The sequence below is a fragment of the Mangrovibacillus sp. Mu-81 genome (genome assembly GCF_036867415.1).
Classification (GTDB): Bacteria; Bacillota; Bacilli; order Bacillales; family Bacillaceae_B; genus Rossellomorea.
The window spans coordinates 404,702-422,101 of the sequence record NZ_JBAJHU010000003.1; the positions used below are offsets into that span (position 1 = coordinate 404,702).

The following is a 17,400-nucleotide window of genomic DNA, read 5'->3' on the forward strand; positions in this document are numbered from 1 at the left end:
GATGTTCCTCAAACAACTGGAAGTAATGGGGTTTAAGTCTTTTGCAGAAAGAATCTCGGTAGAGTTTGTACCGGGAGTCACTGCTGTAGTTGGACCGAATGGCAGCGGGAAAAGCAATATCATCGATGCGGTCCGTTGGGTGTTAGGCGAGCAATCAGCCAAAAGTCTTCGCGGTTCTAAAATGGAAGATGTCATTTTTGCCGGAAGTGAATCGAGAAAAGCACTGAATATAGCAGAGGTCACGTTGGTACTGGACAATGAAGATGGTGCGTTGCCGATCGATTACAGTGAAATCAGTGTAACTAGAAGGGTATACCGTTCAGGAGACAGTGAATATCTGTTGAATAAGCAGCCATGCAGATTGAAAGATATCATCGAATTATTTATGGACTCTGGACTTGGGAAAGAAGCATTCTCCATTATCAGTCAGGGGAAAGTAGAGGAAATACTGAACAGCAAGCCGGAGGAAAGACGAACCATCTTTGAAGAAGCTGCTGGAGTATTGAAATATAAATCCAGGAAAAAGAAAGCAGAATCGAAGCTTTTTGAGACACAGGAGAACCTGAATCGTGTAAATGATATCCTCCATGAACTTGAAGGACAAGTAGAGCCCTTAAAGATCCAAGCTTCAATGGCAAAGGACTATCTTGAAAAAAAGGAAGAACTCGAGAAGTTCGAGGTCGCTCTTACTGTTTATGATATTGAGGATCTACATAAACAATGGGAAAAGCTGAGTATCGATTTTGAACAGCATGGAAGGGAAGAGCTTGCTCTTTCCGCACGGGTTCAAAAGAAGGAATCGGTACTTGCTCAAACCCGACAAAAAATTGCTGCGCTTGATGAATCCATCACAGACCTGCAGGATGTTCTTCTTTCTACAAGTGAGGAGCTTGAAAAACTTGAGGGAAGAAAGCAAGTATTAATCGAGCGAAAGAAAAATTCATCTACCAATGAAACACAATTAAAACAGACGATTGAAGAAACAACAGTCCAATTAAATCAATTTTCTTCTGAAAAGAACATTCTCCAAAAGGACTTTCAGAAAATTGAAGCTGATGTTAACGTCCTTAAACAGGAGCTGTCTGTGAAGCAAAGCCGCTTTCTGCATTACAGTGAAAATATTGAAGAAATCATCGAATCGTATAAAAGTGACTATATTGAAAAGCTGAATCAACAGGCAGCTGCAAAAAATGAAATCCAGTATTTGCAGCAGCAGCTGGAACAACAATCAAGCAGAAGCGGCCGGTTGGAAGCTGAGAATGAAAAATATGTTCAACAGCGTGATGAGCTTCAACAAAATCATAAAGAGCTTTCGAAAGAACTGCAGAAGCAGAAAGAAAAGATAGACGGGCATATACATTCATACCGCGCGGAGCAGAAGCAGCTGGAATCTGTAAGAAACAAATATGAAAAGCAGGAAAAGACACTTTATCAGGCTTTTCAATACTTGCAGCAGGCAAAATCCCGAAAAGAAATGCTTGAAGAGATGGAAGATGATTACTCAGGATTCTTCCAGGGTGTGAAAGAAGTATTGAAAGCAAGGGATACTATTCTGACTGGAATTGAAGGGGCTGTAGCGGAGCTTGTCAATGTTCCAAAACAATATGAAACAGCTATGGAAACAGCTCTGGCGGCCTCGATGCAGCATATTGTCGTCTCTGCTGAAGAAGACGGACGGAAAGCAATAGCCTACCTGAAAAAGAACCAGTATGGACGTGCAACATTTCTACCGATGGATGTGATAAGGGGGAAATCCATTCCGGTAGCACAGCTTTCAATGTTGAAAGGGCATCCTTCTTTCGTTGGGATCGGATCCGACTTAATTAGTTTTGATACACGCTACGGGATGATCATGTCCAATTTACTCGGGAATGTGCTCATCACTAAAGACTTGAAGGGTGCTAATGAAATCGCGAAGTTGATCCAATACCGCTACAGAATTGTGACTCTTGATGGTGACGTTGTAAATCCAGGCGGTTCGATGAGCGGCGGCACTGTCAAGCAGAAGAAGAACTCACTTCTTTCCAGAAAAGGCGAGCTGGAAGAAATGAAAGAAAAGCTTTCTGCCATGGAAATTCAAACTGAACAGCTTCAAGTCCAGGTTAAATCCCTTAAAGACGAGAGTGCGTTCAGGGAAAGAAAACTTGAAGAAATGAGAGTTTCCGGTGAGCGTCTTCGCATGAGAGAACAGGAAATTCTGTCGCAATTGCGGGAAAACGATTTATCACGGCAAAACATGGATGAAAGACTATCTCTATACGACTTGGAGAAGAAAGACTTTACGTCAATCACAGAAAAACACAATATTAGATCAAAAGAATTAAAGAGTATGTTAGAAAACATCAAATTGGAAATTTATGATCTGGATAAGAAAATTGAAGAGTTAACACGGCAAAAGAATTCTGAACGGACATCAAAAGACGTTTTATCGGGTGAAATCAGCGACTTGAAAGCAAACCTTGCTGCCCGGAACGAACAGCTTGTCAATACCCGTAAGCAATTGCAGCGTCTGGAAGCAAACCGTGCTGAAACAGAAAAGAGGTTAAAAGCACTAAAAGATGACCTCGAGTGGCTTCAAACGGAAATGAAAGACAACTTTTCAGGAGAAAAACAACTTGTAGAAAAGGCAGTAAAATGTGCCGAACAAAAAACAGAAACCACAAAACTTATATCAATCCGTCGTGAAGATCGGTTGAAACTACAAGAGTCGGTTGATGATGAAGAGCTTGAACTTAAAGAAGTAAAGCGTCAGCATAAGGGGCTTGTGACAGCATTAAGAGATGAGGAAGTGAAGATCAATCGTCTCGATGTAGAGCTCGAGAACCGCTTGAATCATCTTCGCGAGGAATACATGCTATCGTTTGAAGCCGCGAAGGAAGACTACCCGCTGACCATTGAAGTGGGAGAGGCACGCAAAAAAGTGAAACTTGTCAAACTTGCCCTTGAAGAACTGGGTTCGGTTAATATTGGGGCTATCGATGAGTATGATCGTGTCAAGGAAAGGTACGAGTTTCTTCTGGAACAGAAAGAAGATTTGACTGAAGCAAAAGACACGCTGTACAGAGTCATCAATGAAATGGATACAGAAATGATCAAGCGCTTCGATCAGACATTTTCCGCCATACAGGTTGAGTTTGAAGGGGTGTTTAAAGCGCTATTCGGAGGAGGTCGGGCCGAGCTTAAACTCACGGATCCTTCAGACCTGCTCAATACAGGTGTCGATATTGTCGCACAGCCTCCCGGTAAGAAACTTCAAAACCTGGGTCTTATGTCCGGAGGGGAAAGAGCGCTGACAGCGATCGCTCTCTTATTCTCGATTTTGAAAATACGTCCAGTGCCATTTTGCATTCTGGATGAAGTAGAGGCAGCCTTGGATGAAGCGAATGTGCAGCGTTTCAGTCAATATTTGAAGAGATTCAGTGACGATACCCAGTTTATCGTGATCACACATCGAAAAGGGACGATGGAAGAGGCGCATGTGCTTTATGGGGTCACTATGCAGGAATCCGGGGTATCTAAGCTGGTATCTGTAAGGCTGCAGGAGTCTCATGAATTACTTGAAACTAAATAGGCAGGTGTAGAAGATGAGTTTTTTCAAGAAGCTTAAAGATAAATTTACCACGTCCGGTGATAATGTAACCGAGAAGTTTAAAGATGGATTAAGTAAAACAAGAAATAATTTCACTACAAGAGTGAATGACCTTGTAGCCCGCTATCGTAAAGTAGACGAGGATTTTTTCGAGGAGCTTGAAGAAATTCTGATTGGAGCTGATGTAGGCTTCGATACAGTCATGGAATTGATTGATGAGTTGAAGATGGAAGTGAAACGCCGCAACATTCAGGATACAGAAGATATCCAGCCGGTCATCTCAGAGAAGCTTGTAGAGATTTATCAGGGTGAACATGATGACGACAGCTCCCTGAATATTAAAGAGAATGAGTTGACCGTCCTTCTATTTGTCGGAGTGAATGGAGTAGGGAAAACCACCACAATCGGAAAAATGGCTCATATGTTCAAGGAAGAAGGAAAGAATGTTGTGCTGGCAGCCGGTGACACCTTCCGTGCCGGCGCAATCGAACAATTGGAAGTTTGGGGAGAAAGAGTCGGGGTTCCCGTCATCAAGCAGGCTGCAGGGAGTGACCCGGCAGCGGTCATGTTTGATGCTGTTCAATCTGCCAAAGCCAAAAAGGCCGATATCCTTATTTGTGATACAGCAGGACGACTGCAAAACAAAGTAAACTTGATGAAGGAATTGGAAAAGGTAAAGCGTGTCATTGAAAGGGAGATTCCGGGAGCACCTCATGAAGTATTGCTTGTCCTCGATGCTACAACAGGACAAAATGCGATGATCCAGGCGAAGACATTCAAAGAAGCTACAAATGTATCAGGCATCGTCCTGACAAAGCTTGACGGCACAGCCAAAGGCGGAATTGTACTCGCCATCCGTAATGAACTTAACGTACCCGTCAAGTACGTCGGACTCGGAGAAAAAATGGATGACCTCCAGCCATTCGATGCAGAAAAATACGTTTACGGACTGTTTTCTAACCTCGTAGATAAAGAAGACTAAATTAAACTAAAACCATACAAAGAAATAGTAAGTAACCTTGACAAAAGCGCATAAAATCTGTATTCTTCATATGTAAAGGTTTTTCACTTAACAAGGAGGGATATCGTGTTAGAGAAAACAACAAGAATGAATTATCTCTACGACTTTTATCAATCTTTGTTAACTCCTAAGCAGAGAAGCTATATGTCCCTCTATTACCTGGATGATTTCTCTCTGGGTGAAATTGCCGAAGAATACAATGTGTCGAGACAAGCTGTCTATGATAACATCAAACGTACAGAGGCAATGCTGGAGGAGTACGAAGAAAAGCTTTTATTATTTAATAAATTTCAAGAACGCAACGAGATTCTTGCTCAATTAAGAAAAAATTTAGAAGATTCATCAATCGATTCTTCTGTCAGTCTGAAACTCATTGATGATCTTGAAATATTGGATTAGGAGGCGGCATGAATGGCATTTGAAGGATTAGCCGACCGACTGCAAGGAACGATTCAGAAAATCCGCGGCAAAGGTAAGATTTCAGAAGCGGATGTTAAAGAAATGATGCGTGAAGTTCGTCTTGCTCTCCTGGAAGCAGACGTAAATTTTAAAGTGGTTAAGCAATTCGTTAAGAAAGTAAGTGAACGTGCTGTCGGGCAGGAAGTCATGAAAAGCCTGACACCCGGACAGCAAGTCATCAAAGTGGTTCAAGAAGAGCTTACTGAATTAATGGGCGGTGAACAAAGTCATATTGCTGTTGCGAAACGACCTCCGACCGTGATTATGATGGTCGGGTTACAAGGTGCCGGTAAAACGACTACCACTGGAAAGCTTGCAAATCTGCTTCGAAAGAAACATAACCGCAAACCTTTGCTGGCGGCTGCTGATATCTACCGCCCTGCTGCGATCAAACAGCTGGAAACAATCGGGAATCAGCTTAACTTACCTGTTTTCTCATTGGGCGATCAAGTAAGCCCGGTTGAAATTGCCAAGCAGGCAATTGAAAAAGCAAGGGAAGAACATCACGATTATGTATTGATTGATACAGCTGGCCGGCTGCATATTGATGAAAATCTGATGGGAGAGTTGAAAGAAATCAAGGAACTCTCAAATCCGGATGAAATCTTCCTTGTCGTGGATGCCATGACGGGTCAAGATGCTGTCAATGTTGCTCAAAGTTTTAACGAGGCGCTGGGAATTTCCGGTGTTGTATTAACCAAGCTTGATGGTGATACACGAGGCGGGGCAGCCTTATCGATTCGTTCTGTCACTGATAAACCAATCAAGTTTGTCGGTATGGGTGAGAAGATGGATGCACTTGAGCCATTCCATCCTGAACGTATGGCTTCACGAATTCTCGGCATGGGCGATGTTCTGTCTCTAATCGAGAAAGCGCAGGCCAATGTTGATGAAGATAAAGCCAAAGAACTGGAACAAAAAATGCGCACCATGTCTTTCACATTTGACGATTTCCTGGAACAATTGGGTCAGGTGAAACAGATGGGTCCACTCGATGAGTTATTGAAAATGATGCCTGGAGCGAACAAGATGAAGGGTCTGGATAAGCTTCAGGTGGATGACAAACAGATCAGTCACGTCGAAGCGATCATTCAATCGATGACTAAGAATGAAAAGATTCACCCGGAAACAATCAATGCAGGCCGTCGTAAGCGGATTGCGAAAGGTAGCGGAACATCCATCCAGGAAGTGAACCGACTGCTTAAACAATTCGAGGACATGAAAAAAATGATGAAACAAATGAGCGGAATGCAGGGAAAAGGTAAGAAAAAAGGGATGAAATTCCCATTTATGTAAGGCAATCAGTTCAATTTTCTTAAAAAAAATTGAACTGTTAAGAAAAAAACCTTTACAAACAAATTAGACATTTGATATCATACTAACTTGTGTGAAACTATTCGGAGGTGCTTTAATAATGGCAGTTAAAATCAGATTAAAACGTATGGGAGCAAAAAAATCTCCTTTCTATCGTATCGTAGTAGCAGATTCTCGTTCACCACGTGATGGACGTCAAATCGAAACAGTTGGAACTTACAACCCGGTTGCCAAGCCAGCTGAAGTAAAAATCGACGAAGAGCTTGCTCTTAAATGGTTATCAAATGGTGCCAAGCCATCTGACACAGTTCGTAACCTATTCTCAAAACAAGGCATTATGGAAAAATTCCACAATGCTAAAAACAGCAAGTAATCGATCTGATCGATGAATGATCTTATTCTAACGATTGTGAAACCCTTAGTCGACCGGCCTGAAGATGTTCATATCGATATCGAAGAAGGAACAAATGGAATAACGTATAAGTTGTCTGTTCATCCTGAAGACATGGGAAAGGTAATCGGGAAACAAGGGAAAGTAGCTAAATCGATTCGAACTGTGGTATACGCTGCAGCAGGATCTTCACAACAGAAGAAAATCTTCTTGGAGATTGTTGAATGACACCGGTGAATAACCGCATTCAACCCACTCTTTAAGAGCAGGGGACTGACCCGAAGAAAGGTTCATAAAGCCTTATCAAGTCAGTCCCCTTTTTCATATCTTAAAACACATGCAAAAGGAATCTCCCTAAGAAAATGCCCTTCATCAAGTCATCTCTGGGGGTGAAATAAGGAGGGGACGAACGTTTGAATATTATACATACGATCACCGTAAAACAAATACTGACAAACAGAACGAAACAAGACCTTTCAAAACGATATGAAAATCAAAAACACCAATTAAAAAGGGAATTTGAACAGCTTCAATTCGAATGGAAAAAAATCGAACGATCAAAAAAATATCCTTCCCACAAATTAAGCCAGCACTTTCAGAAGGAAATGAATGATAAACTTGAGAAAATCAAACTGTTGGATTTTCAGTTGGAGCAGCTGGATATCCTGCCCATTGGCAGTGAATTGAAAGAGAAAGAAGTTCAGGGTATGATAGATATTCAAGTTGGTGACAATTGGGATGAAGAGACATTGTTGAAAACAATCATAATAGAAGATGGAATCGTAAAAGAAATTCGGTGACAACAAGAGGTGGAAGTATGGAAAAATGGTTTAATGTAGGTAAAATCGTCAATACTCATGGTGTCAAAGGTGAAGTAAAGATTGTTTCAAGCACTGACTTTGCTGAGGAACGTTATCAAAAAGGGAATAGCCTTCACCTTTTTCTGCCTAATAAGAAAGAACCTGTTTCGTTAATCATTGAATCTCACAGAACACATAAGAATTTTGATCTCTTAAAGTTCGAAGGCTTCAACGACATCAATCAGGTGGAAAGATTCAAAGAAGGTATTCTGAAAGTTCCGGAAGAACAATTGCAGGATCTCGAAGAAGGTGAATATTATTATCATGAGATTGTCGGTTGTAAAGTCGTAACCGTCCAGGGAGATGAGATAGGTACGATTAAAGAGATCCTGAGCCCGGGTGCGAACGACGTATGGGTGGTGAAGGGCGAGAAAGGCAAAGAGCATTTGATTCCCTATATAGAGGATGTTGTGAAAGAAATCGATATTAAAAAAGGTTGTATAACGATAGAGCCTCTTGAAGGGTTGCTTTCATGATGAAAATAGATGTATTGTCACTTTTCCCTGCCATGTTTCAGGGGATTTTCGGAGAGTCCATCCTGAAGAAAGCCTGTGAAAAGCAGGCTGTTGAGTATAATGTAGTCAATTTCCGCGAACATGCCGACAACAAGCACGGCCAGGTGGATGACTATCCGTATGGCGGGGGGGCAGGAATGGTCCTCAAACCACAGCCGATATTCGATGCAGTCGATAGCCTTAAAAAGGGAAATGACACGCAACCACGTGTCATCCTGATGTGTCCTCAAGGGGAACGTTATACTCAAGCAAAGGCTGAAGAATTAGCAAGAGAAGAGCATCTGATCTTCATTTGTGGTCATTATGAGGGATATGATGAGAGAATCCGCAAACATGTGGTCACGGATGAAATTTCAATCGGTGACTACGTGTTGACTGGTGGAGAGCTGGGAGCGATGGTGGTTATCGATAGTGTAGTAAGGCTGCTGCCGGGAGTCCTTGGTAATGAAGATTCACCGATTCTGGATTCGTTTTCTTCAGGGCTTCTAGAGCACCCTCATTACACACGTCCGGCAGATTTCCGGGGAATGAAAGTACCGGTTGAACTAATCTCCGGAAACCATCGATTGATTGAAGAATGGAGAGACAGAGAAAGTTTAAGAAGGACATTTGAAAGGAGACCGGATCTATTAGATAATCACTCTCTATCGGATAAACAAAAACAATGGATAGAGGAATGGGAAAAGTCCAGATAATCTATTGCTTCCTGTCATTCAATATGTTAATATATTCTTTGTGGCTTGAGGAGTTATCCACATTGCCATGATCCCGATGTTCCGCTGCAATCCATTGCTTTTGTAAGAGCATCTGTTGGAAGGAGTTGAAAAAGATGCACAAATTAATCGAAGATATTACTAAAGAACAACTTCGCTCTGATCTACCATCTTTCCGTCCTGGTGATACAGTACGTGTACACGTTAACATCGTTGAGGGTACTCGTGAACGTATTCAGGTCTACGAAGGAGTAGTAATCAAACGCCGTGGTGGCGGTATCAGCGAAACTTTCACTGTTCGTAAAATTTCTTACGGTGTAGGTGTTGAGCGTACATTCCCTGTACACACACCAAAGATCGCTAAACTTGAAGTTATTCGTCGCGGTAAAGTCCGTCGTGCGAAACTTTATTACCTGCGTAACCTTCGCGGTAAAGCGGCTCGTATCAAGGAAATTCGATAATCAAGAACGATTGGAAAAGGAGCTTGGAGACAAGCTCCTTTTCTTCTTGTTTACAGCGTACATAATTGACTCTCTGCTTGATTCGGAGAGGTTGGGGCTAATGGAGTAATTCCTCCTTTTTGGATGAGAAATAATGGTTTTTCTAGTAGAATAGATAAGGAAAGGAAATTACATTGGGTGGTGGATGTGTTGGCGAAAGAGAAGAACGAATGGTGGGAGTGGATGAAGGCTCTGCTGATTGCCGTTGGATTGGCAGCGATCATCAGATATTTCTTATTTGCCCCAATCGTAGTAGACGGGTTATCAATGATGCCTACCTTACATAACGGAGATCGAATGATCGTCAGTAAACTTGGTGAACCTGAACGCTTCGATATTGTGGTGTTCCATGCTCCTGAACAAAAAGATTATATTAAGCGGGTAATCGGATTGCCCGGGGATAAAATAGAATATAAGAATGATACCCTATACGTGAACGGGAAAGCTTATAAAGAGCCATACTTAAAAGAATACAAAAACCAGGTGAGTGACGGGCCGTTAACTGAAGATTTTTCTTTGAAAGATATCATAGACAGGGAAACCGTTCCTGAAGGTCAGATCTTTGTCATGGGTGACAACCGTCGATTCAGTAAAGACAGCCGCCACATTGGAACAGTTCCGTTTGAAGAAGTGATCGGTGATACGAAATTCATATATTGGCCTGTTAAAGATATGGGATTGGTGAAATAATTAAAGCAGTTTGGAGGTGGTCATATGACGATACAATGGTTCCCGGGACATATGGCTAAAGCCCGCAGGCAAGTAACCGAGAAGTTAAAGCTGGTCGATATCGTCATCGAACTTGTTGATGCACGGATTCCCTTATCTTCCAGAAATCCAATGATTGAAGAAATTATCGGACAGAAGCCGAGACTGGTCCTTCTGAATAAGGCAGATATGGCGGATCCGGTTAGGTCGAATCAGTGGATTGCCTACTTTGAAGAACAGGGAATCACAGCACTGGCTGTCAACGCACAGGGCGGGAAAGGCCTGCACTCTATCGTTCAATCTGCGAAAGAGATTCTGATAGAGAAGTTTGACCGTATGAAGTCCAGGGGGATGAGACCCCGTGCAATCAGAGCGATGATTGTCGGTATCCCGAATGTTGGGAAATCTACATTGATCAATCGTCTGGCAAAAAAAAATATAGCTAAAACAGGAAATACTCCCGGAGTGACAAAAGCTCAGCAATGGATAAAGGTGGGGAAAGAACTTGAACTTCTTGATACCCCTGGTATTCTCTGGCCAAAGTTCGAGGATGAACGGGTAGGCTATAAACTTGCTCTGACTGGTGCAATTAAGGACACAATCCTAAATCTGCAGGATATAGCGGTATATGGATTGAAGTTTCTTGAGCTCCATTATCCCGAGAGATTAAAGGAGCGCTACGGGCTTGAAGTGATACCCGAAGAGATCCTCGATAAATTCGACGCAGTCGGGAAAAAGCGCGGATGCTTAATGGGCGGAGGGGAAGTCGATTATGATAAAACCTCAGAAGTGATCATACGTGACATTAGGAATGTCCAGCTCGGCCCAATGACCTTTGATATGATTGAAGAGATTCTAAGTGACGAAGAATAATGATTGAGGCTCCTTAAAGAGACGTTTTCTCTTTAATGACGCCTCTTTATTTTTGTTGAATGATTCCGATATAAAAGGAGAATGCTTAATTGGATACAAAGGACATGACAATTAAAGAGATAAAGTCACTCGCAGCAAATATGTCAGAAGGCGATCCGCTGCTCAGGAAGTTAAAAAAAGATAATAGAAAAGGTGTTCAAAAAATCATTGAACAATACAATCGGGATCTTCAAAAACGGAATTTGGAAAAAGAGGAATTTTCCAATCTGACTATCTTTGAGCACAAGTTGTTCATGCAAGGTTTTTCAGAGATTGCAGGTATAGATGAAGTTGGCAGGGGGCCTTTGGCCGGACCGGTCGTAGCAGCTGCAGTCATATTGCCGCAAGATTTTTATCTTGCTGGTTTAAACGACAGTAAAAAGCTTTCGGAAGTAAAAAGAAATGAATTCTATGAAGTAATAAGGGAAAAGGCAGACTCAATTGGAATCGGAATGATTGATGCAGAGCAAATTGACATCATCAATATATATGAAGCCACTAAGAAAGCGATGCATCAAGCCGTCGCCAATCTTCGAATCAAGCCTGATTATCTGTTGATTGATGCAATGAAACTGAATACCCCTTACCCGCAGGAATCAATCATAAAGGGTGATTCAAGAAGTGTATCCATCGCAGCAGCTTCCATCATTGCCAAAGTGACACGTGACAAGCTCATGAAAGATTATGCTTTAATTTACCCTGGATATGGATTTGACCAAAACGCTGGTTACGGGACGAAAAGGCATTTAGAGGGTTTGGGACAATATGGTGTCACACCAATTCACAGAAAGAGTTTTGCCCCTGTAAGAGACATATACATGAAACGATAAGGGAGTCATACAGATGAATGATATTCAAGGGTTATACAATTCACACACTTCATCCCTAGTAAGAAACAAACCGTTCTCCCTTCAGAATGGCAGGGTTCTTCATGTTACTGTCCATAAACTTGTCGGTGAAGGGATGGCGGAAGTATCTGCCTCAGGGCAGAAGTTCATAGCAAAACTTGATATCCCCCTGGAAGCAGGAAACCGTTATTGGGTCAGAGTCAATCAAAGTGAAAGTGGAATAAGCCTCAGTGTCATTCAACAAGGCGCAGGAGAAAAAAGTGAAAAAACTATTGCCCAGGCTTTAATCCATCAACTGCATAATCAGCCGGCTAATAAAGAGCTTGTCAATACGGTCATTCAATTCATAAACAATAAAGTCCCGATCACAAAGGAATTACTTCAATTTGCCTCGGAGCATATCAATGCCGGAAACATAAAAAGCCGGCTGCCGCTATTAATAGAGTTGATGAAAAATCAACTGCCTTTATCAGAAAAAGTGCTCTTGTCCCTAGAAGCAGGTAAAGGAACAGAAACATTCAGCGGACTCTTAAGCAGATTAAAAGGGTACCTGTCTGGATCTGGATCCGGCCACGAAACACTGGAGATCATTAAAAAAATTCAAGATCCCCTTCATTTCCTTCATTCAAAACAAATGGCAGTGAAGGCAACGGAAAACGCCATGAACCCTTCTGAATCTTTTTCGACACGTTTAGGGAATTTCGAACTTCTGAAGTCTTTAGGGGTTATTCCGCGGGACAGTACGTTTTATGGCATTGAAAAAGGTTTAATGAATTCATTTACGAAAGCTATTCTTGAAAGCGGTACAACAGTCAACCAACTTAGAGATTTACTTGGTAATCTGGTACATTCTAATGTTCAGCAGGAAAAGGCAGGTCACACATCCATAAAGGAAATGAATCAAATCCTTTCAAGCGCAGGGAATGAATTCAGTAAAGATGGAGCTGCTAATAAAAGCAGCATTGAGCAAGCAGTGAAATTGATCTTTGAACTTTCATCAACAAGCGTAAAAGATGGGACCTTTTCAAAAGCAGGGGAAGGGTTAATAGAATTGATGAGTGAACAGAGAAAGCAAAATTTAGAAAGAAATTATTCAATTCTCCTGTCAAAATGGGATGGAAATCTTCAAAACTCCACTGAAAGTAAAATATTCCAAAAACTAAGTGCAAACATTGAGACGGAATCGATGTACCTGATCAGGGGGGAAGACATTGGGCAGGCTGTAAAAAAAATCATACGATCACTTGGATTCAATCTGGAATTTCAACTTCACAGCCAGCCGGAGATCGCGGCTGATTCCGCCACTCTTAAAGAAAGGCTCACACAGCTTAGCCTGCACAATCAGAGTCAGGATATCAGGGATCTTGCAGAGAAGATAGTTCTGAAAATGAACCATCCTGCACTGTTATCATGGGAGCAATCATCGTTCATGAATATCATCCAGCAGTTTCCGTTGTATTTATTCGGCCGCCAGACAGATATCACGGTACAATGGATGGGCAAAGAAAAGGAAAAAGGAAAAATCGACAGCGATCATTGCAGAATATTGTTTTATCTATATTTGGATAACCTTAAAGAAACACTGGTGGATATGCAGGTTCAGAGCAGGGTTATTTCATTATCCATCTGGAATGAGCTGCAAGCAGCAAATGAATTATCTCAATCATTCATTCTGGGACTCAAGGAAGCCTTGCAGAAAATAGATTACCAGCTGACTTCAGTGAAGATCAAGAAGCCTGATAATAAAGACAGCATATCTCAGGAACAGATGCTGAATATGCATTCCGTACCCCATACAGGAGTTGATTTGAAGATATGACAACTCATCAAAGAAAAGAAGCCATCGCCCTTGGGTATGATCAAACAAGTGAGGCAGCTCCGAAAGTCCTGGCAAAAGGGAAGGGGATCATTGCTGATAACATCATCTCAAAAGCAAATGAATATGGAATTGCGATTCAGGAAGATAAAAGTCTGTTATCACTGCTTGGTAAACTGGATATCGGAGAATCGATCCCCGATGAGCTGTATGGAGCAGTGGCAGAAGTATTCGCCTTTGTCTATAGACTGGATAAAGAGATGGAGCAAAAAAAGAAGTCCTGATTTAAGAAGTATTTTGACTTTATATGAAAATAACTTTATGAGAATAATAAATTATTACTGAAAAAGAATATTTCTTCCATTAGATTATGAAAAAAAAATTAAAAACAGTTCGGAATTTTTAAATTAATATAATATTTTTGGCATAATGGTAGACAGATAAACCGTCATTTTATACAATGAAAGCGCAGTCTATTTTTTGAAGAGTTTGATAGGAGGATGGAAAATGAATATCCATGAATATCAAGGTAAAGAAATCCTCAGAAATAACGGGGTATCCGTACCAAATGGTAAAGTGGCTTTTACAGCTGAAGAAGCAGTGGAAGCGGCGAAAACGCTTGAATCAAGCGTTTATGTAGTAAAAGCACAAATCCACGCAGGCGGTCGCGGGAAAGCTGGCGGTGTGAAAATCGCAAAGAGCCTTGACGAAGTGCGTACATATGCAGATGAGTTGATCGGCAAGACATTGGTCACTCACCAGACAGGCCCTGAAGGTAAGGAAGTAAAGCGCTTACTCATCGAAGAGGGATGTGATATTAAGAAGGAATACTATGTTGGTTTAGTATTGGACCGTGCAACTTCCCAGGTTGTTCTTATGGCATCTGAAGAAGGCGGAACAGAGATTGAAGAAGTAGCGGAAGCAACTCCTGAAAAAATCTTTAAAGAGTATATTGATCCAGTGGCAGGATTGACTGGATTCCAGGCACGCCGCATTGCATTCAACATCAATATTCCGAAAGAGCTTGTAAATAAAGCAGCAAAATTCATGCTGGGTCTTTACAATGTGTATATCCAGAAGGACGCTTCAATCGTTGAAATCAACCCGTTGGTTGTGACAGGTGATGGAGATGTAATGGCATTGGATGCGAAGTTCAACTTTGATTCAAATGCATTATATCGTCAAAAGGACGTAATGGAATTGCGTGACCTTGAAGAAGAAGACGCAAAAGAAATCGAAGCTTCTAAATATGATTTAAGTTATATTTCGCTTGACGGTAACATTGGCTGCATGGTAAATGGTGCAGGTCTTGCAATGGCAACAATGGATATTGTGAAACACTATGGCGGCGATCCGGCCAACTTCCTTGATGTTGGGGGCGGTGCGACTGCTGAAAAAGTAACGGAAGCATTCAAAATCATCCTTTCTGACGAGAATGTAAAGGGAATCTTCGTCAATATTTTTGGCGGAATCATGAAATGTGATGTCATTGCAACGGGTGTTGTTGAAGCGGCTAAGCAAATCGGTCTTGAAGTACCATTAGTTGTTCGCCTCGAAGGTACGAATGTGGATTTAGGAAAAGAAATCCTTAATAAGTCCGGATTGAATATTATTGCAGCTGAATCAATGGCAGACGGCGCACAAAAAATCGTTGAGCAAGTAGGCTAAGAAAGGCGGGGGACAAATGAGCGTATTTATTAATAAGGATACAAAGGTTGTTGTCCAAGGAATCACTGGATCAACAGCACTTTTCCACACAAAGCAAATGCTTGAATACGGCACACAAATTGTAGCAGGTGTTACACCTGGTAAAGGCGGAACTGAGGTTGAAGGCGTACCTGTCTTCAATACGGTTGAAGAAGCTAAGAAAGCAACCGGCGTCAACGCTTCGGTCATCTATGTTCCAGCTCCATTTGCAGCAGATGCAATCATGGAAGCAGTAGATGCTGAACTTGATCTGGCGATCTGTATCACAGAACATATCCCAGTACTCGATATGGTGAAAGTGAAACGTTATATGGAAGGCAAGAAGACTCGACTTGTAGGACCAAACTGTCCAGGTGTGATCACACCTGAAGAATGTAAAATCGGCATCATGCCTGGATACATTCATACAAAGGGCCATGTCGGTGTAGTATCCCGCTCGGGTACATTAACATACGAAGCGGTTCATCAGCTTTCCCAGTCCGGTATTGGTCAGTCCACTGCGGTAGGTATCGGTGGAGACCCTGTAAATGGAACGGACTTCATTGATGTGTTAAAAGCATTCAACGAAGACGAAGACACTTATGCAGTGATCATGATTGGTGAAATTGGCGGTACAGCCGAGGAAGAGGCTGCCGAATGGATCAAAGCCAACATGACGAAACCAGTTGTCGGCTTCATCGGCGGACGTACAGCTCCTCCAGGAAAACGCATGGGACATGCCGGTGCGATCATTTCAGGCGGTAAAGGGACTGCAGATGAGAAAATCCGCGTAATGAACGAATGTGGAATCCAAGTAGCACCTACACCTTCAGATATGGGTGAAACATTGATTAAGGTTCTTAAAGAAGAGGGAATCTTCGACAAATGTAAAACACATTAATCAAACAGACGACAAGAGGCTGGGCAATTTGCATTCAGCCTCTTATCGTTGTTTCCTATTAATCTATCTGCAGGAGGTTATAATGAAGGAATTGAACCGGTTGCTATTTCAAATGCAGCACTGTAAAGGTCTTGGATTGAAAGGAACCAGGATGCTATTGTCCAGGGTTTCCGATCCAGCATTGATCTACGAATTATCTCCAGTTGCGATTGGGCAGTTATCCCGATCAACAACAGCAAATGCCCAATTATTTCACACCGATCTTCACACCTTCCCATTCCAAGAATTTGAAGAATATTACCTCAAAAACGATATTCACTGGCTTTCTCTCTATGATGAAGACTACCCGGCACTCTTGAAAAATGTGTACGACCCTCCATTCATTCTTTTTTTAAAAGGAAAAAAAGAACTCCTTGAAACACGAATAAAACTGGCTGTGGTCGGATCGAGACAGGCTACCCCATATACGGAAGATATCCTTCGAGAAATGATGCCCGGACTGGCGGCCAAGAACATTGCGATCGTAAGCGGACTTGCCCGGGGGGCGGATACGATTGCACATAAAATGGCCATTCGTTCAGGCGGTATGACAATAGGAGTAGTGGCAGGCGGATTTCAGCATATATACCCCCGGGAAAATAGCAGACTTGCCGAATATATGATGAAGAATCACCTTCTCATTTCAGAATACCCTCCATTTACTAAACCCCAAAAATGGCAATTTCCTTTCAGGAACAGGATTATAAGCGGACTTTCCAACGCCGTCCTAGTAACAGAAGCGCAAAAAAAGAGCGGTACCTTCATTACGGCTGACTATGCATTAAATGAGGGAAGGGAGATTCTTTGTATACCCGGATCAGTCCACCATAAGTTATCCGAAGGGACAAATATCCTGATTAAGGATGGTGCCAAGATGGTATTATCTATAGAAGATATTTTTTCTGAGCTCGATGTATAAAGTTCCGGAAAATTATATAAAATCATGTAGTAAAGCTGGTTTTTTTCCATCAAATAGAGATTTTAAAGCGTATTTTATACAAAAAGGTTGCAATTCTTTTCAAACTGTTATACATTTTGCAACAGGTATCGAAAACAATAGAAGAGATGTAAAAGAGATAAATGGAGTACAATACTCCGCACTGAACGTATAGACTTTATACTGTATAA

18 protein-coding genes are annotated in these 17,400 nt (G+C 41.8%); all 18 read left to right on the forward strand.

All coding sequences use genetic code 11. From position 1 onward, the window contains the following. Nucleotide 1 precedes the first annotated feature (1 nt). Nucleotides 2-3,571: a chromosome segregation protein SMC gene (gene smc / locus V6B33_RS09180; RefSeq protein WP_334217447.1), complete on the forward strand. Its 3,570-nt coding sequence runs from the start codon at nucleotides 2-4 to the stop codon at nucleotides 3,569-3,571. Between the two features lie 13 nt (nucleotides 3,572-3,584). Continuing rightward, nucleotides 3,585-4,571 (forward strand): signal recognition particle-docking protein FtsY, encoded by a 987-nt coding sequence (gene ftsY, locus V6B33_RS09185; RefSeq protein ID WP_334217448.1) that lies wholly within the window; start codon nucleotides 3,585-3,587, stop codon nucleotides 4,569-4,571. A gap of 105 nt (nucleotides 4,572-4,676) precedes the next feature. Continuing rightward, nucleotides 4,677-5,009 (forward strand): putative DNA-binding protein, encoded by a 333-nt coding sequence (locus V6B33_RS09190; protein ID WP_334217449.1) that lies wholly within the window; start codon nucleotides 4,677-4,679, stop codon nucleotides 5,007-5,009. Between the two features lie 12 nt (nucleotides 5,010-5,021). Continuing rightward, nucleotides 5,022-6,365, forward strand: coding sequence for a signal recognition particle protein (gene ffh, locus V6B33_RS09195; RefSeq protein WP_334217450.1), 1,344 nt, complete (start codon nucleotides 5,022-5,024; stop codon nucleotides 6,363-6,365). 118 nt (nucleotides 6,366-6,483) lie between these two features. Then, complete coding sequence (gene rpsP / locus V6B33_RS09200) at nucleotides 6,484-6,756, forward strand: 30S ribosomal protein S16 (RefSeq protein WP_032088859.1); 273 nt, start codon at nucleotides 6,484-6,486, stop codon at nucleotides 6,754-6,756. Nucleotides 6,757-6,768: 12 nt separating this feature from the next. After that, a complete protein-coding gene (locus V6B33_RS09205) occupies nucleotides 6,769-7,002 on the forward strand; it encodes a KH domain-containing protein (RefSeq protein WP_334217451.1) in 234 nt (77 codons plus the stop codon). 185 nt (nucleotides 7,003-7,187) lie between these two features. Then, the gene (locus V6B33_RS09210) at nucleotides 7,188-7,574 is read left to right on the forward strand and encodes a YlqD family protein (RefSeq protein WP_334217452.1); all 387 of its coding nucleotides are present in this window, start codon (nucleotides 7,188-7,190) and stop codon (nucleotides 7,572-7,574) included. A gap of 17 nt (nucleotides 7,575-7,591) precedes the next feature. Beyond that, complete coding sequence (gene rimM / locus V6B33_RS09215; RefSeq protein ID WP_334217453.1) at nucleotides 7,592-8,110, forward strand: ribosome maturation factor RimM; 519 nt, start codon at nucleotides 7,592-7,594, stop codon at nucleotides 8,108-8,110. Then, the gene (gene trmD, locus V6B33_RS09220) at nucleotides 8,110-8,844 is read left to right on the forward strand and encodes a tRNA (guanosine(37)-N1)-methyltransferase TrmD (RefSeq protein ID WP_334217712.1); all 735 of its coding nucleotides are present in this window, start codon (nucleotides 8,110-8,112) and stop codon (nucleotides 8,842-8,844) included. The genes rimM and trmD overlap by 1 nt, the downstream gene beginning before the upstream one ends. A 134-nt stretch (nucleotides 8,845-8,978) precedes the next feature. Further along, nucleotides 8,979-9,323 (forward strand): 50S ribosomal protein L19, encoded by a 345-nt coding sequence (gene rplS / locus V6B33_RS09225; RefSeq protein WP_032088854.1) that lies wholly within the window; start codon nucleotides 8,979-8,981, stop codon nucleotides 9,321-9,323. Between the two features lie 189 nt (nucleotides 9,324-9,512). Next, entirely contained in the window at nucleotides 9,513-10,052 is a 540-nt protein-coding gene (lepB, locus tag V6B33_RS09230) for a signal peptidase I (RefSeq protein WP_334217454.1), read from the forward strand. A gap of 24 nt (nucleotides 10,053-10,076) precedes the next feature. Beyond that, nucleotides 10,077-10,943, forward strand: coding sequence for a ribosome biogenesis GTPase YlqF (ylqF, locus tag V6B33_RS09235; RefSeq protein WP_334217455.1), 867 nt, complete (start codon nucleotides 10,077-10,079; stop codon nucleotides 10,941-10,943). 104 nt (nucleotides 10,944-11,047) lie between these two features. Beyond that, nucleotides 11,048-11,812, forward strand: coding sequence for a ribonuclease HII (locus V6B33_RS09240; protein WP_442915511.1), 765 nt, complete (start codon nucleotides 11,048-11,050; stop codon nucleotides 11,810-11,812). 13 nt (nucleotides 11,813-11,825) lie between these two features. Continuing rightward, complete coding sequence (locus V6B33_RS09245; RefSeq protein WP_334217457.1) at nucleotides 11,826-13,649, forward strand: hypothetical protein; 1,824 nt, start codon at nucleotides 11,826-11,828, stop codon at nucleotides 13,647-13,649. Beyond that, complete coding sequence (locus V6B33_RS09250; RefSeq protein WP_334217458.1) at nucleotides 13,646-13,930, forward strand: EscU/YscU/HrcU family type III secretion system export apparatus switch protein; 285 nt, start codon at nucleotides 13,646-13,648, stop codon at nucleotides 13,928-13,930. The genes V6B33_RS09245 and V6B33_RS09250 overlap by 4 nt, the downstream gene beginning before the upstream one ends. Nucleotides 13,931-14,153: 223 nt before the next feature. After that, entirely contained in the window at nucleotides 14,154-15,314 is a 1,161-nt protein-coding gene (sucC, locus tag V6B33_RS09255; RefSeq protein ID WP_334217459.1) for an ADP-forming succinate--CoA ligase subunit beta, read from the forward strand. A 16-nt stretch (nucleotides 15,315-15,330) separates the two neighbouring features. Further along, nucleotides 15,331-16,233 carry a succinate--CoA ligase subunit alpha gene (gene sucD / locus V6B33_RS09260; RefSeq protein ID WP_334217460.1) on the forward strand — a complete coding sequence of 301 codons (903 nt, stop codon included), beginning with the start codon at nucleotides 15,331-15,333 and terminating at the stop codon, nucleotides 16,231-16,233. 82 nt (nucleotides 16,234-16,315) lie between these two features. Continuing rightward, nucleotides 16,316-17,191, forward strand: coding sequence for a DNA-processing protein DprA (gene dprA, locus V6B33_RS09265; protein WP_334217461.1), 876 nt, complete (start codon nucleotides 16,316-16,318; stop codon nucleotides 17,189-17,191). The last annotated feature ends 209 nt before the right edge of the window (nucleotides 17,192-17,400 follow it).

Excerpts from the sequence above, each read along its gene's own strand:
- smc (WP_334217447.1), top strand. The coding sequence starts at position 2 with ATGTTCCTCAAACAACTGGAAGTAATGGGGTTTAAGTCTTTTGCAGAA.
- ftsY (WP_334217448.1), top strand. The coding sequence starts at position 3,585 with ATGAGTTTTTTCAAGAAGCTTAAAGATAAATTTACCACGTCCGGTGAT.
- ffh (WP_334217450.1), top strand. The coding sequence starts at position 5,022 with ATGGCATTTGAAGGATTAGCCGACCGACTGCAAGGAACGATTCAGAAA.
- rpsP (WP_032088859.1), top strand. The coding sequence starts at position 6,484 with ATGGCAGTTAAAATCAGATTAAAACGTATGGGAGCAAAAAAATCTCCT.
- V6B33_RS09205 (WP_334217451.1), top strand. The coding sequence starts at position 6,769 with ATGAATGATCTTATTCTAACGATTGTGAAACCCTTAGTCGACCGGCCT.
- rimM (WP_334217453.1), top strand. The coding sequence starts at position 7,592 with ATGGAAAAATGGTTTAATGTAGGTAAAATCGTCAATACTCATGGTGTC.
- trmD (WP_334217712.1), top strand. The coding sequence starts at position 8,110 with ATGAAAATAGATGTATTGTCACTTTTCCCTGCCATGTTTCAGGGGATT.
- rplS (WP_032088854.1), top strand. The coding sequence starts at position 8,979 with ATGCACAAATTAATCGAAGATATTACTAAAGAACAACTTCGCTCTGAT.
- ylqF (WP_334217455.1), top strand. The coding sequence starts at position 10,077 with ATGACGATACAATGGTTCCCGGGACATATGGCTAAAGCCCGCAGGCAA.
- V6B33_RS09240 (WP_442915511.1), top strand. The coding sequence starts at position 11,048 with ATGACAATTAAAGAGATAAAGTCACTCGCAGCAAATATGTCAGAAGGC.
- V6B33_RS09245 (WP_334217457.1), top strand. The coding sequence starts at position 11,826 with ATGAATGATATTCAAGGGTTATACAATTCACACACTTCATCCCTAGTA.
- V6B33_RS09250 (WP_334217458.1), top strand. The coding sequence starts at position 13,646 with ATGACAACTCATCAAAGAAAAGAAGCCATCGCCCTTGGGTATGATCAA.
- sucC (WP_334217459.1), top strand. The coding sequence starts at position 14,154 with ATGAATATCCATGAATATCAAGGTAAAGAAATCCTCAGAAATAACGGG.
- sucD (WP_334217460.1), top strand. The coding sequence starts at position 15,331 with ATGAGCGTATTTATTAATAAGGATACAAAGGTTGTTGTCCAAGGAATC.
- dprA (WP_334217461.1), top strand. The coding sequence starts at position 16,316 with ATGAAGGAATTGAACCGGTTGCTATTTCAAATGCAGCACTGTAAAGGT.